General features: G+C 35.0%; 14 protein-coding genes. 9 read left to right on the forward strand and 5 right to left on the reverse strand.

Translation table 11 applies throughout. The features are described 5' to 3' along the window. Nucleotides 1-94 precede the first annotated feature (94 nt). The 5 genes from CLOAM_RS03020 to CLOAM_RS03035 all read right to left on the reverse strand — a co-directional run bounded on the left by CLOAM_RS03020 (nucleotide 95) and on the right by CLOAM_RS03035 (nucleotide 7007). Complete coding sequence (locus tag CLOAM_RS03020; protein ID WP_015424380.1) at nucleotides 95-2569, reverse strand: hypothetical protein; 2475 nt, start codon at nucleotides 2567-2569, stop codon at nucleotides 95-97. Then, a complete protein-coding gene (locus CLOAM_RS03025; RefSeq protein WP_015424381.1) occupies nucleotides 2566-3612 on the reverse strand; it encodes an MraY family glycosyltransferase in 1047 nt (348 codons plus the stop codon). Before CLOAM_RS03025 ends, CLOAM_RS03020 begins: the two co-directional genes overlap by 4 nt. Nucleotides 3613-3624: 12 nt before the next feature. After that, nucleotides 3625-4740, reverse strand: coding sequence for a glycosyltransferase (locus CLOAM_RS03030; protein WP_015424382.1), 1116 nt, complete (start codon nucleotides 4738-4740; stop codon nucleotides 3625-3627). A gap of 177 nt (nucleotides 4741-4917) precedes the next feature. Beyond that, on the reverse strand, nucleotides 4918-5088 hold the full coding sequence (locus CLOAM_RS09605; RefSeq protein ID WP_157859994.1) for a hypothetical protein: 171 nt from the start codon (nucleotides 5086-5088) through the stop codon (nucleotides 4918-4920). A gap of 254 nt (nucleotides 5089-5342) precedes the next feature. Continuing rightward, nucleotides 5343-7007 carry a polysaccharide deacetylase family protein gene (locus CLOAM_RS03035; RefSeq protein WP_015424383.1) on the reverse strand — a complete coding sequence of 555 codons (1665 nt, stop codon included), beginning with the start codon at nucleotides 7005-7007 and terminating at the stop codon, nucleotides 5343-5345. A gap of 257 nt (nucleotides 7008-7264) precedes the next feature. On the opposite strand from CLOAM_RS03035, the gene CLOAM_RS09785 reads away from it, so the two are divergent. The 9 genes from CLOAM_RS09785 to CLOAM_RS03080 all read left to right on the forward strand — a co-directional run bounded on the left by CLOAM_RS09785 (nucleotide 7265) and on the right by CLOAM_RS03080 (nucleotide 14822). Further along, entirely contained in the window at nucleotides 7265-7624 is a 360-nt protein-coding gene (locus tag CLOAM_RS09785; protein ID WP_044278873.1) for a hypothetical protein, read from the forward strand. 641 nt (nucleotides 7625-8265) lie between these two features. Continuing rightward, on the forward strand, nucleotides 8266-8712 hold the full coding sequence (locus tag CLOAM_RS03045; protein ID WP_015424385.1) for a hypothetical protein: 447 nt from the start codon (nucleotides 8266-8268) through the stop codon (nucleotides 8710-8712). Between the two features lie 92 nt (nucleotides 8713-8804). Beyond that, on the forward strand, nucleotides 8805-9179 hold the full coding sequence (locus CLOAM_RS03050; RefSeq protein ID WP_015424386.1) for a four helix bundle protein: 375 nt from the start codon (nucleotides 8805-8807) through the stop codon (nucleotides 9177-9179). 69 nt (nucleotides 9180-9248) lie between these two features. Beyond that, on the forward strand, nucleotides 9249-10019 hold the full coding sequence (gene rfbF, locus CLOAM_RS03055) for a glucose-1-phosphate cytidylyltransferase (protein ID WP_015424387.1): 771 nt from the start codon (nucleotides 9249-9251) through the stop codon (nucleotides 10017-10019). A 4-nt stretch (nucleotides 10020-10023) separates the two neighbouring features. Next, nucleotides 10024-11085 carry a CDP-glucose 4,6-dehydratase gene (rfbG, locus tag CLOAM_RS03060; RefSeq protein ID WP_044279195.1) on the forward strand — a complete coding sequence of 354 codons (1062 nt, stop codon included), beginning with the start codon at nucleotides 10024-10026 and terminating at the stop codon, nucleotides 11083-11085. Beyond that, entirely contained in the window at nucleotides 11075-11638 is a 564-nt protein-coding gene (locus CLOAM_RS03065; protein WP_044278875.1) for a dTDP-4-dehydrorhamnose 3,5-epimerase family protein, read from the forward strand. Before rfbG ends, CLOAM_RS03065 begins: the two co-directional genes overlap by 11 nt. Then, nucleotides 11628-12944, forward strand: coding sequence for a lipopolysaccharide biosynthesis protein RfbH (rfbH, locus tag CLOAM_RS03070; RefSeq protein ID WP_015424390.1), 1317 nt, complete (start codon nucleotides 11628-11630; stop codon nucleotides 12942-12944). Before CLOAM_RS03065 ends, rfbH begins: the two co-directional genes overlap by 11 nt. A 14-nt stretch (nucleotides 12945-12958) precedes the next feature. Then, the gene (locus tag CLOAM_RS03075; protein ID WP_015424391.1) at nucleotides 12959-13678 is read left to right on the forward strand and encodes an FAD-dependent oxidoreductase; all 720 of its coding nucleotides are present in this window, start codon (nucleotides 12959-12961) and stop codon (nucleotides 13676-13678) included. Nucleotides 13679-13688: 10 nt separating this feature from the next. After that, nucleotides 13689-14822 (forward strand): DegT/DnrJ/EryC1/StrS family aminotransferase, encoded by a 1134-nt coding sequence (locus tag CLOAM_RS03080; protein ID WP_157859996.1) that lies wholly within the window; start codon nucleotides 13689-13691, stop codon nucleotides 14820-14822. Nucleotides 14823-14826 lie beyond the last annotated feature (4 nt).

Genomic DNA, 14826 nt, shown 5'->3' on the forward strand with positions numbered 1-14826 from the left:
TTCTATCTTTAAAATCCTTATCATCCTGTTCATCCCTTACCTATTCTCATTTTTAATCTGCGTCATCTGCGAAATCTGCGTGTTTATCTTTTATTCAATCGTTGATAATAGCCAGTTTTCCCTTTTTAATATTTCCAGCATCATCTGCTACCACAAAAAAGTAAATTCCGCTACTGCATTGTTTACCTGCAGCATTTTTTCCGTCCCACTGAAAACGGCAAAGGGCATTTTCTTCCAGTTTAATTACTAAAGCACCCGAACTATCATAAATTCTACATTCTGCTTTTCCCGCAGGCATATTATCCACAGGCATATTTACAATCTGCAAATAGGGCTGAACAGAAGGTCTGAAAGGATTGGGAAAGGCCTTTAAATTCTGTAAAGTTGTAGGAATTTTAACCGTTCTTCCGATTTTTAAGGTATTATAACCATCCGGAGTTCCGATAATTAAATCCCCAGCAACAGGATCAAAACCCAGACAAGTTATGTAATTGGAAATTAAAGGATAATTGGGATAAAAATAATTGGTAAACCTTTCTGTATAAGGATCATACAGAGAAAGTCCGTTTTCCATACTTCCCAGCCAGATACGATTTTGGGCATCCAGAAAAATACAGGTAGGAGTAGTTCTTACTGAGCCAAAAAGACGTTCCTCATTCACATAATAGAGAAGATCGTTTTCCCATAAGTTGGAAATAATGTTATATTTATATCGTTTTATCATAGTGTCATAGCGATACCAGTTAACTTCATTCCACATAAAAACACCTGTGCTGGCTGCAATCCAATGCTGTTTTCCTTCATAAGGTGTATCAATTGTAACTACTCCATAGACCACACAACTACTTAAATCTGCAGGGGGAGGAATTAGCCAATGCTCTCCTCCTGTAACAGGAAGAGAATTATGATTCCAGATAGTAAGTCCGCGATCATCATTAGTTCCAATAAAATATTTTTCTCCGTTATAATAACCATAAAGGAGATGATTAAAAACAGTATTGGGAGGCGAAAAACGAGCCACAATTTGGAAATTCATATCCAAAACATTTACTGCGCCATCATAACACATCACCATCATTAATGAATCTCCGGCAGGATAAATACCTCCAATTGTGCTGGTGGTTAAACGATAGGAAGGATTAGGATTATAAGCACCCCAGGATTGTGTTTCATTATTATAATAGCGGATACCATCTTTCGTGATATGCACCCAGATATTATTATCCTCATCAAAAACACTGAGACCTTTTTCCCAACCTTCAGGACTATTGGTATTATCCCAGGTGGCAAACCATTTTCTGTTCAAAGGATCAATGGCAATCCCCAAAATATTATCCGTATGGATAGGACTGTTATGAATGTTCAAAGTAGACCAGTTGCCATCGGCTAATTTACTTACACCCATTGAACCCTTACGCACCGGAAGGTTAGAAATATAACCACTGGCAAACCACAAGTTATAGTCATTATCAGTAATAACTTGAGCAATTCTGGGAAAGCCAATTCCGGTTGGATCATAATTACTCCAATAGTTTTCTTCCTTATGATAGATACCTTCTCCCCAGCTGCAAAGATAAATTTCACCGTTCAATTCTACTATTCTACTGATTGGACTATAACCAAGTCCATTTGTTTCTTTTAAAATATGGGTATAGGTATTATTTTCTATTAAGGTTAAAAGTGAATCGCTTGTATTTGTGTAACTTAAGATTGCTTCATCCCAATCGGCATAAGAAATCCATAATCGCGATTGTGAATCCAACAGAACTGAAGAGACATTTTTTCCGGTTAGCATATTAGACACATTATAAGTTGTCCAGGGACCGCTATCCATATCCAAAGGATGCACATAGACCTCTTTATATAAGCCAATTGCAATGTTTTCAGAATTGGCAGAAAGTTTTGGATTTCCACCACTTAGAAGAGGACTACCAGGTCCACTAATTGTTTTCCAGGCAGAATCATTATCCAATTGCTCCAGTGGAATATAGCTAACTCCATTAGTTGTAGCCACAAAAAGAGTTCCTGTCTCGGTTAATAACATATCTACAATATTATCTCCAACCAGTCCTCCGGAAGTATTGGCAACAGTATATTGATGAAGCATCAAAGGAAAAGCAACACCTGGAAGATAATAGAAAACGGCAAGTCCAGATGAAGTTGCCACAAGAATTGTTGATTCGTGTTCAATGATCCTGGTTACCTTTAGTGAAGGCAATCCCAATGCACTTCCCAGGTCCTGAAAGCCAAGCTGACTTAAAATTGAAATTCCATTATCCGAAGAGCCCATCCATAAACTTTCGGAAAAATCAATATAGGAAAGGGTTCTAATATCATTAGAAACCAATCTGTTACCTTTATGGTAAATTTCTTTTTCGGTATAAACACTTAAATTATTAGAATTATCTATGGGACTAATTTTTAACACACCACCCCAAGTAGCAACATAAAGATTATTATCCTTCATACATAAATCGTAAATATGATTTGTATTGGTAAATGTTTTCCAGTTCTGTGCAGGTAAAAAAACACTTATCAGTAAGGTTACAAGCAGAAAAAACCTTTTCATTTTTTTCGCTCCTGTCGCATAATTAAATAGGCAATTACTACCATCAACGCAAAAAGCCCTAAAAGTAAGGAAAAAACAATCTTTTTGGAGGAAAAAGAAAAGCCAATGGCAATAAGTCCAAAAAGCAAGGTTACTAAATATATTATAATCGCAATTGCTCTTTGAGAAAAACCAATATCCAACATCGTATGATGAATATGCTCTTTATCGGAATGAAACATATCCCTATAATGCAGACGCCGAAAAACAGCCAAAACAAAATCAATTAGAGGCACAGCCATAACTGCTAAAGGAACCATCAGGGTGATAGAAGTTATTCCCTTATATTGGGAAGTTCCGGCAGTGGAAATTGCAGCTATATTCAACCCGATAAATAAAGCACCGGTTTCACCCATAAATATCTTTGCTGGATAAAAATTATAGCGCAAGAAAGCTAAATTTCCTGCCAGCAAAAAAGAAGAAATGGTGATTACCAGTTCATTCTGTTCCTTGATACCGATTACGATTAAAACGGCACTAACAATAATCGTTATGCCACAAGCCAAACCATCCAGACCGTCTATAAAATTGATCGCATTGATTACTATTAAATACCACAAAACGGTTACAGGAAAAGATAACCAACCCAAAATAAAATGTTCTCCGAATGGATTGGTCAGATACAAAACCCGGTAACCAAACAAATACATAATAACGCCTAAGCAAATCTGCCACACGAGCTTATAAGGAGGAGGACTTTCAAAACGATCGTCCCAAACCCCGAAACATAATGCCAGAAATCCTACTCCGGAAAGTTCTAAAAGCATTTTACCCATCTCTGTATTTCCACTAAACAAACCAAAAGTTGCCTGGGCTAAAATAATTGGCAAAGCAAAACATAAGCCCCCTGCTTCTGGAATCGGTATTTTATGAATTTTGCGCTCACTTGGATAGGCAATGAGCTTCAGTTTTTTAGAAATTTTCCAATTCAGCGGAAAAAGCAAATGGGTGCAAAGGTGAATCAACACCGCTTCAATTATTATCAGTAAGTATATATTTATCATTATGCTGCTCTGTTATTTTGCTGATAGATAAAGTTCTCTGTAAGCATTAACCATCCTCTCATAAGAACAAATTGCGGCTATCTTTTTTGCCGCTTTTTTGCCTTTCTGATAAGGCATTTCAAAATCACTTGCTATTTCCCTGAAGGTCTGAATCAAATTAGCACTATCATCTAAAGGAACAATATAACCTGTTTCACTATCTACCAATTCTGAAAGAGAAGGCAGGTCTGAAACAATTACTGCCAGCCCTGAATGCATTGTTTCAATGATACTAAAAGGCATCGCTTCCCAACGGGAATATAAAATAAAGACATTGAAAACTTTCAACCAAGGCAAAACATCTTTATCCCAACCCGGAAGTATAATGCGTTCTTCCAAACCGTAACTGTGAACGATTGCCTTACAAAGGTCAAAATATTCACCCTCACCCAGATAGATGAATTTTAATTTTGGCTCCTGCAAACAGGCATTACACGAAGCAGTTATTAAATTGATCACATTTTTTTGGAGACAAAAACGCAAAGTAGAACCAATAATAATTTCTTTCTCCGGTTTTTTGCGGTTTTGGGCAATTTCCTGTAAAGCAGAAGCTAATGTTGGAGGAAGTGCATTGTAAATAGTGATTGCTTTTTCCGGCTTGATTAAACCCATTTTTAAGGATTTTAGCCGATCGGAATTATTCACAAAAACATTGTAATCACCCAATCGGTTGCCTATCTTTTCCAAAGTGGTAAAAAACTTGTAGGTAACCGGCTTTTGATGCTCCAGAAAAGGAAAAGTATGTGTGGTATGAATAATTAAAGGAACTTTACCTAAACGAGCAGCTAAACGACCTAATAATCCAGGTTTGGAAGCATTGGTATGCACAATATCAAAATGGTGCTTTTTAATTAAGTAAAGCAAGTGGAAAAAGGTAAAGATGTCCCAAACACATATCTGATGACGAAAAGTGGGTAAGGGTAAATAACGATAACCCCTAACTTTTATTTCGTCCACAAATTCTCCACCTGGTTTGCAGGCAATCCAGATTTCAAATTCATTTCTATCCAAGCCATCCAAAAGATGCAAAGAAAATCTCTGCACCCCAGATAGTATTGGTAGTAACTGTATATGTAACACCTTTTTCATCTTTTAATCCTTGGAAGACGATTTCCCCGTCGTTATTATCTGTCGTTCCTCCAGAACTTATATTCTAAATCCTGTAAATCTCTTTCATCCTGTTCATCCCCTACCTATTATCTCTCTGCCCTAAGCTCTCTGCCCTCTGCCCAAATCATCCTGTTCATCCCCTACCTATTCTCATTTTTAATCTGCGCCATCTGCGAAATCTGCGTGAACTCCTTTTTTTCTCTCTGCCCTAAGCTCTCTGCCCTCTGCCCAAATCATCCTGTTCATCCCATACCTATTCTCATATTTTATCTGCGTTATCAGCGAAATCTGCGTGAACCCTTTCTCAATCTCTAAAATCCTTTTCATCCTGTTCATCCCCTACCTATTCTCATTTTTAATCTGCGTCATCTGCGAAATCTGCGTGAACCCCTTTTTTTCTCTCTGCCCTCTGCCCAAATCATCCTGTTCATTTCCTATCTATTCTCATTTTTAATCTGCGCCATCTGCGAAATCTGCGTGAACTCCTTTTTTTCTCTCTGCCCTCTGCCCAAATCATCCTGTTCATTTCCTATCTATTCTCATTTTTAATCTGCGCCATCTGCGAAATCTGCGTGAACCCTTCATTTTCCTTCCAACACTATCACCGCTATAGAATCCGCTTTAATATTAGAGAACTGTATCTGATTCCCTTTCACTTTTGCCGGCATTTCAGCCACCTCTTTAATTTTCGGATTTCCCAATAAAAACAGCGTAAAATTATCCAAATCATCCGGAAACATCAGTCCAATCTGATCTTCGCTTTCATTAATCGTTACCCGATTTCGTTTTTCCCACCAGTCAACTAATTCCCCTGCCGTAGTCAGATAAGTATTACTACTTTTAATCAGTGCCAGTAAATAAGGATAAAGTTTATTCATATAGCTGATATTGCTGAAGCTGGCAATCGTAAAATCAGTGCTGAAGATACTATGAGTGCGCAAAGCATTTTGGAAGAACTTTTTCAGTTGGTGTTTAGCATCTTCCAGTTGCAGATAGTTATGTTTATTAATCTTCAAATATTCATCACGATAAATTGTAGGCAGTTCCCAATAATCCATTTTTGTTCCATTTACCCAAGGTTGCCAAGGTAAGGACATTCCGTTTTTGTATCCGGGAAGTGATTGAAACGCTGTGCTCTGGCTAAAAACAGGAGATATTTTGTTCTGCAATTCACGGATAGTATTATTGCTTTTATAGTTCAGTTGACGAATTCCCAGTTTTTCTTTACCCAACAGATGCAGGAGAATTTGTTTGCGGGTTAAATAATCGTCCTGCGTAAGTTTATCTGCAGTTGCCAATAGACCTATATCATTTCCGTTATGCAAAATTTTCTGAATTTCTTCCTGCAGATCAGGGTCCTCCAAAGAATAATCAATTTCCTCATTTGCTTCAGTAGCCAGAAAATAAGTGCTGCGGCAATTGGAATCTTTTTCATATTTCAGAAATTCGTCAAAGTTCCAGTTAAGTTCATAGTTGGTAAATAGATACTGAATTTTTCCAGTTAAAGTATGTGCCAGTTGTTTCCAGCGAAAAGTAAAAAACATTGCCAAATCATCAGGAATGGAAAGAATTAAAGATGAGGCATCCCACTTTTGCAAATCGTCAATACTATGTGAAAGAAGAACGGCTGCTTGCTGAGCAAGGGGCCAATATAGCTTTTGCACAATGCAGTTATTTTTAGCTCGGCAGTGTTCTTTAATCAATGAATCCATCAGCCACAACAAATTATCCACAATAGGGGTTTCCCGATAATTATAAAAGGCACTTGCACTATCAGGATAAAAGCCCTTTTCCATTGAACCGGCATCACTACTTTCTTCCAGATTGCTTAAGTGCAAAAAGAGATTGCCAACCAAATCAAAATTGATCTTTCCACCACTGATGTCACTTTCGGTATAATTTTCCGCAGGATATTCAAATTTGCGGTTGGACACAACAGGCGTAATGTTCAGCAATTTTATTTCCCGCATACATCTTCTTAAACGGTCTGCACTATATGCTTTAGCATCAAAGAAATCCGGATCACAAGGAATGAAAAAAGTGATATAATGCTTTGCCAAACTTTTTAGCTCTTCAGGAGTTGGCTCTGTATAACCATATACCAGCAAAATATCATTTGCTTTCAAATCTTCCAGTTCTTCCAGAAAACGAAAGTTATAACCCAGGGTCTGGAAAATAAAGCCAAACACATATTTTATTTCCCTTGTCCAACGAGTCACTTTACTGTCTATTACTATTGAAATCATCTTCTCTATTTACCATTATTACTTTTTATACCTTTTTCTTACTACCCTAATCTGCGTCAAGCTAAATCCTTTTTTGCCCTCAGCCCTCAGCTCTCTGCCTTCAGCCCTCATCCCTCACCCCTCATTTTTTTTTAATCTGTGTAAATCCGCTTAATCCAGTTATCTGTGTTCCATTATTTTTTATCCCCAAAATCCCTTTCCTCCTGTTCATCCCAGACCTATTATATTTTTTTCTTTGCGTAATCGGCAAAATCTGCGTGAGCTATAGATATTTTTCCACAACCCTAACCCCTTATCTTTTCACCTGTTACCTCCTTTCTCGCTTTATCTATCTTGCCTCTATCTACTTTTACCTGCAAAAAATGATTGACAACCCAAACCCGATTTTCAACAGTGCGCTCAATTATGAAAATTATAAACGAGAGTATTATAAAACTATGGCTTTCATACCGATAAAATACTGGACAGTAAAGAACTTTAACCCTAAACCCATTGACTTCTCAGTTACCCTTTTAACGGGTGATTTGGAAGTCAATTTTTATATTTGTACTGTTTTTTGTCCTCCTGCTTCTGTTTTTTGTCATTCCGCACTTCCTGCGGAATCCATTCCTTATTAAAATATAATACTCTAACAGCCATATTATCAATGTCTTATGTAGCATAGAATGCATAAGCCACGGGGCGAAGCTATAATCAGTGCTGGAGTTCAAAGTTCAAAGTGCAGGAGTTAAAAAGTAATTATAGAAGCATATATTAACTTGTAACGATTTTTTTAAGAGCAAATGTTAATTTCATTTATGGAGAATAGAGAGTAAATATGAAACAAAAAACTGCATTAATTACTGGAATTACTGGTCAAGATGGATCATATTTAGCTGAAGAAGAAATAATACTTGCCTATATAGCTGTCGTGCAGATGAAGTGCTGTTGATTGGCTTTTTTCCTGTTTGTGCCATTTCAATTGCACCGTATGTTACTTTGCTATATATGCAAGAAGTAAAACCCCAATTTTCTGATTTTAATTTCTTTTAATTATCCCTATAGAATTATCAGCTAAGCTCAAAATAAATATTTTTTTAACGATTGTATCTGTTTGTGTTTAAGGAAGTTGGTAATTTTTTTGGCTAATTGTAACTACTTATCCCAAAAATATTTCTCATTTTTGTCACCGCTATCTCATTTTGTCATTCCTAATATAAGTGAAGGGTCAAAAAAAAATAAATGATCCGACCCTTAATAAAAATATAGGAGTGACAAAATGAAAGCAACAGTAAAACTTGCTTTGCCCGGTTATACCGGAAATATGGATGATGTGGTAATCTACTATAATTCCAAGCTGAATAAGTTGATTGCCAGGAAAAAGGGAAAATCTGATTTTGTTCCCGACAATACTATTACCAAAGAGATTTATGCTTTTGCCCGGCGGATTAACTTGTCTGCTGACTACAAGAAGGATTGTGACAAGTATATCAATGCTTACAATTCCAAAAATCGGCGCAATGGAAAAGCGATGAGTTCCTGGCCCTCTGTCTGGATGAAAGTAATGAGAGCACAAAAGAAACTTTTACCCGAACTTGACTTGAATACCTTAACAAGGGAACAAGCTATTGAAGCTAATTTGGGTTGTATATCAATTGCCAAAGCTGTAGAAGCTGGCTTTCTGGAAAATGTTCCAGGACACCAAAAACTAACTAACCTGATTTAAAGTACAGAAGTGCGGGAGTTCAAAGTTCAAAGTGTGGGAGTTCAAAGTTCAAAGTGCGGGAGTTCAAAGTGCGTGGGTGCAGGAGTTGAAGGGTGAAGATAGATAGTTTCACTGATATTGAAGCATGGAAACAAGCACGACTTTTTGTGGTTAATGTCTATAATATCTTTTCCCAAGGTAATTCACAAAAGGACTTTGGTTTTAGAGATCAAATTCAAAGAGCATCTGTTTCTATTATGTCCAATATAGCTGAGGGTTTTGATAGTGGCTCTAAAAAGTCCTTTATTCAGTTTTTAACATACTCATATCGTTCTGCTTCAGAAGTTGAGTCCCTTTTATTTGTTGCCTTAGATATTAATTACCTAGATGCAAATCAACATAATGAACTTATGTCTCAGTTAAATAGCATCAAGAAATTAATTGGCGGTTTTATCCGCTATCTAAAAAACACTCAACATCCCAACTAAGAACTTTGAACTCCCGCACTTTGAACTTTTTAACTCCCGCACTAAGAACTTAAAAACAAAGGAACTATTATGAAAGTTATAATATTAGCTGGAGGGATGGGAACAAGATTAGGTTCTCTTGGTGAATTAATGCCAAAACCAATGATTGAAATTGGAGGTAAACCAATTATTTGGCATATTATGAAGATTTTTAGTCATTATGGTTATAATGATTTTATCGTATGTTTAGGTTATAAAGGAAATGTGATTAAGGATTACTTTTATCATTATTATACTTATAACAGTGATTTCACAATAAATTTAGCTTCCGATGAGATAATATTTCATAACTCAAATGATGATAATTTTAATGTTACTTTAGTTGATACTGGCTTAAAGAATCTAAAAGGATCCCGTTTAAAACAGGTGGAAAGATATCTGGAAGATAATTTAAATTTTATAACTTATGGAGATGGAGTGGCAGATATTAACATTTCTTCTTTAGTAGAATTTCATAAATCTCATAATAAGCTTTTAACAATAACTGGTGTAAAACCTCCTTCTATGTTTGGTGAAATGATTGAAAAAGATGGTCTTGTTTTATCTTTTGAAGAAAAACCGCAAACCAGCAAGGGGCTTATAAATGGTGGTTTTATGGTATTTCATCGGGATCTTATGAATTATCTTTCAGAAGATCCTCAATGTGATTTTGAATTTGGTCCTTTAGAGGATTTAGCAAAGAAGGAGGAAATTATGACTTATAAACATAAAGGTTTTTGGGAATGTGCAGATACTGTGAGAGATCTGGAGCATTTAAACAAATTATGGAATGAAAATAAAGCATTTTGGAAAATATGGTAGTAGTATGTTTTTATTAGATAAATATAACGACAAAAGGGTATTAATTACAGGTCATACAGGTTTTAAGGGCTCTTGGTTATCGCTGATGCTTTTTGAACTTGGTGCTAAGGTTACCGGTTATGCATTAGACCCTGTTAATTGTGAAGATCATTTTAATTTAATAAAGCTGAGTGAAAAAATTGAAGATATTAGAGGAGATATACTTGATTTTAATAAGCTTTCCAAAGTATTTGAAGATTTTAAACCCGAAATAGTTTTTCACTTAGCAGCTCAAACGATAGTTTTAGAAAGTTATCAGAATCCCAAGGATACATTTGATATTAATGTTCAAGGTACGGTAAATATCTTGGAATGTTGCAGGAATAGCAATTCCGTAAAGGCCTGCATTATTGTAACAAGTGATAAGTGTTATGAAAACAAAGAATGGCTTTGGGGATATAGAGAAATTGATAGATTGGGCGGTAAGGATCCTTATAGCGCAAGTAAAGCATGTGCTGAATTTGTTACATATTCTTATTTGACATCATTCAGGCAATTAAATTTGGCAAGTGTTAGAGCCGGTAATGTTATAGGTGGTGGAGATTGGGCTAATAATAGAATTGTACCTGATTGTATGAGAGCATTGATAGCCAATGAACCTATTATTATTAGAAATCCTTTATCAATTAGACCTTGGCAACATGTTTTAGATGCTCTATATGCTTATTTGTTATTAGCTATAAAACTTTCTGAAGATAAAAACACTTATCAAGGCGTATGGAATGTGGGACCTAATCTGGATTCAATGAAAACAGTAGAAAAATTGGTAGAAAAAGTAATTTTTTACTGGGGGAAAGGTAAAATGAAAATTGAGCAGAAAACAAATGCAAATCCCGAAGCAAAATATCTTTTTCTGGATACGACAAAAATAAAAGAAATCCTTCATTGGAAACCTTCCTGGAATTTTGATGAATCTGTCTTTTATACCGTAGAATGGTATAAGAATTATCAGGCAGGTGAAAATATGGCAGAAATTTCAAGAGATCAAATTAGAAAATTTCTTAAAGGCAATGGATATGAAAATTGAAGAAACCTCATTAGAAGGTGTATTAATCATTCATCTTGATCCAAAAATAGATAAGAGAGGGTATTTCTTAAGGTTTTGGGATGAAACTATACTATCTGCATATAATCTTCCCCAAAGATGGTGTGAAGAAAGTATCTCATATTCCAAATATAAAAATACCCTTCGTGGTTTACATTTTCAATATCAGCCATTTGCCCAATCAAAATTCATTTCTCTAATTAAAGGTTATATAAGCGATGTTGTTGTAAACATAGATCTTGATTCTCCTAATTATGGAAAATGGCAGCTGTTTGAGCTATCAGATAAAGAGCCATTAGCGTTATTTATTCCGGCAAATTATGCCCATGGTTTTGTAACAAGAACGGAAGATTGCTATCTTATTTATAAAATGGATAAACCTTATAATCCCCTATTTGAAGATGGAATTATTTGGAATGATAAGGACTTAGGGATAAATTGGAAGGTATCTGCTCCTATTTTATCTCAAAGAGATAGTGGATTTAAAACTTTAAATGAAATTACAACAAAATTAAGGATGTTAAATGATAAATAATAGTGAAACTCTTAAAGAACAGATATTAGATTTATGTAAACAATATTATGAATTGAAACATAAGCCCGACGATTTTAATATAAATAAAGATAAAGTGTATTATGCGGGTAGGGTGTTTGACTATTCAGAAATTCAAAATCTTGTTTCCGCTAGTTTGGATTTTTGGCTTACTGCAGGTCAATATACAGAAGAGTTTGAATTCAATCTGGCAGAATTTCTTGGCTTATCCAATGCTATAACGGTAAATTCAGGATCATCAGCAAATCTTGTGGCTATTACAGCTCTTACTTCTTCAAAGCTTAAAGATAGAAGATTAAAAACGGGAGATGAAGTTATTACAGTTGCTGCGGGTTTTCCATCTACAGTTGCTCCTATAGTCCAAAACCGGTTAATTCCTGTTTTTGTAGATATTGAATTAGGTACCTATAATGTAAATGCCGAACTGGTTGAAAAAGCTATATCACCTGAAACAAAGGCAATTTTTTTAGCGCATACTCTGGGTAATCCCTTTAATTTGGATATTATTATGCATCTTGCAAAAAAATATAATTTATGGTTAATTGAAGATAATTGTGACGCTTTAGGAAGCAGATATAAAGAAAAGTTGACAGGAACATTTGGAGATTTGGCTACCTGTTCTTTTTATCCGGCTCATCATATAACTACCGGTGAAGGAGGAGCAGTAGTATGTGAAGATGAAGAATTGGCAAAAATTTGCAAATCTGTTAGGGACTGGGGTAGAGATTGCTATTGTGTCGGAGGAGAAAGTAATACTTGTGGAAAAAGATTTAGCCAGCAATATGGAACTCTACCTTATGGTTACGACCATAAATATGTATATTCAGAAATTGGCTATAATCTTAAAATGACAGACCTTCAATCCGCAATTGGTTGTGCTCAAATTAAAAAGTTAAATGGCTTTATTTATAAAAGAAGAAATAATTTCAGTTATCTACTATCAAGGTTGAAACAGTTTGAAGATTTCTTGATTTTACCCCAAGCTACAGAATTTAGTGATCCGGCTTGGTTTGCATTTCCTATAACGATAAAAAATAATAAGGGTATTACTCGTAATCAAATTACCACTTATTTGGAAGAGAATAGAGTTGAAACCAGAAATTTATTCAGTGGTAACTTACTCAGACATCCCGGTTTTCTAAATATAGAACATAGAGTAAGTGGAATGCTTACGAATTCTGATATTATAACCAACGATACTTTCTTTATAGGTTGTTATCCTGGTTTAGATGAAATCAGATTAAATTATATTTGCGATGTTTTTTCTTCCTTTTTCAATAGTTTATAGATAAAAATATTATAATGTCGGTTGTAGTAAAATCTCCTTGTGTGGTAACATATTTAAAAAGGATTACTGAAACATTAACGGTAATTGAATTGCAACCACTTAAGCGTCTTCCTAAATATAAACCGGGTCAGTTTTTACATTTAACCCTTGATTATTATGATCCTGCCAAAAACTGGCCTGAATCCAGAGTATTTTCCATTGCTAATTATGATCCTGAGGTAAAAACACTAAGGATAATTTACAGTGTAAAAGGGAAATATACGAAACTTATGAATGATAATTTACAAGAAAATCAACAGGTTTGGGTGAAGATGCCCTACGGTGATTTTACTTTTAATTCAATAACCGATAATATGATATTTATTGCAGGTGGAACTGGAATTACACCTTTTTTATCATATCTTGAAAGTATCAAATACAAGATTCCGGATAAGAACATTTGGCTCTTTTATGGCGCTAAAGAGAAAAATTGTATGGTAGGTGAAGAATTGATTGATAATATTGTTTTAGTTAATCCCCGATTTAAAGTAAAAAAGTATCTGGAATATAAAAGTGGCAATGAGCGCTATGAAATGGGTAAATTAGAAGCTGACAAAATCTTAGAAGAATTACAATCTATTGGGGAAGCTGATTTTTATATTAGTGGTCCACCGGAAATGATACAATATTTCAAACAATCTATAATAGATGCTGGAATAAAACAGGAATTTATTCATATAGATGCCTGGGAATAAGGAGAAACTTATGAATATTAGATTATTTAAACCCTATGTCGGTCAAGAAGAACTGGACAGTATCAAAGATACATTTGAAAGAGGATGGATTGGTTTGGGTGCTAAAGTATCTGAATTAGAACAAAAATGGAGCAATTATATCGGAGGTTCTTTTTCATTAGCAGTAAATTCTGCCACTGCCGCTTTACATCTTGCTGTAACAGCTTTTAATTTTCCCAGGGGGAAAAAAGTTCTTGTTCCTGCTATTACTTTTGTATCAACAGCAAACGCTGCACTTTATAATGGATTGAAACCTGTGTTTGTAGATGTTGATCCAATTACTTTGCAAATGGACTTATGCGATTTGAAAAAAAAGTATGATAATGATTGTGTAGCAATTATTCCTGTACATTTAGGAGGTTATCCTGTAGATATTGAAAACATCTTAGATTTTGCTGAGGATAAAGGTCTAAAAGTTATAGAAGATTGTGCCCATTGCGCCGGAGGTGAATATAAGGGTAAAAAACTTGGAACCTGGGGTCATATTGGTTGTTTCAGTTTTGAGGAAAAGAAATTAATGACTACCGGTGATGGAGGTATGATCTGCTCTAATGATGAAGAAATTATTGAAAAGTTGAAACCATATAGATGGGTAGGAATTGATAAAGACACCTGGAGACGGGCAATTGAATTCCGTGATGAAGCTAATAATGATGCATATCATTGGCACTATGTTATTTCAGTTTTGGGGTATAAATATAATATGAATGACTTGGCAGCATCAATTGGTCTGGTGCAGTTAAAGAAATTAGATTATATGAATATGACCAGATCACAACATATAAATTTATATTTAAATAAAATTAAAGGTTTGAAAGAAATTAAACCATTGTTACCGTATAATACGGAAAGAGATGTATATTGGATGTTCGGCGTGAGAACGAAAAGGCGTGATGAACTCATTATTTACTTAAAAGAAAAAGGAATATCTACAGGGGTTCATTTTTATCCTCTAACTTTACATCCTTTATTTAAGAATTTCTATGTTCCCTGTAAAATAGCAGAAACCGTTTGGAAAGAATTTATTACTCTTCCTCTCTTTGTGGAATTAACAAATGAGGAAATAGATTATATTGCAAAAGTACTCTATGATTTTGAGGGCTAAACCA

Source organism: Candidatus Cloacimonas acidaminovorans str. Evry (genome assembly GCF_000146065.2).
Lineage (GTDB): Bacteria > Cloacimonadota > Cloacimonadia > Cloacimonadales > Cloacimonadaceae > Cloacimonas > Cloacimonas acidaminivorans.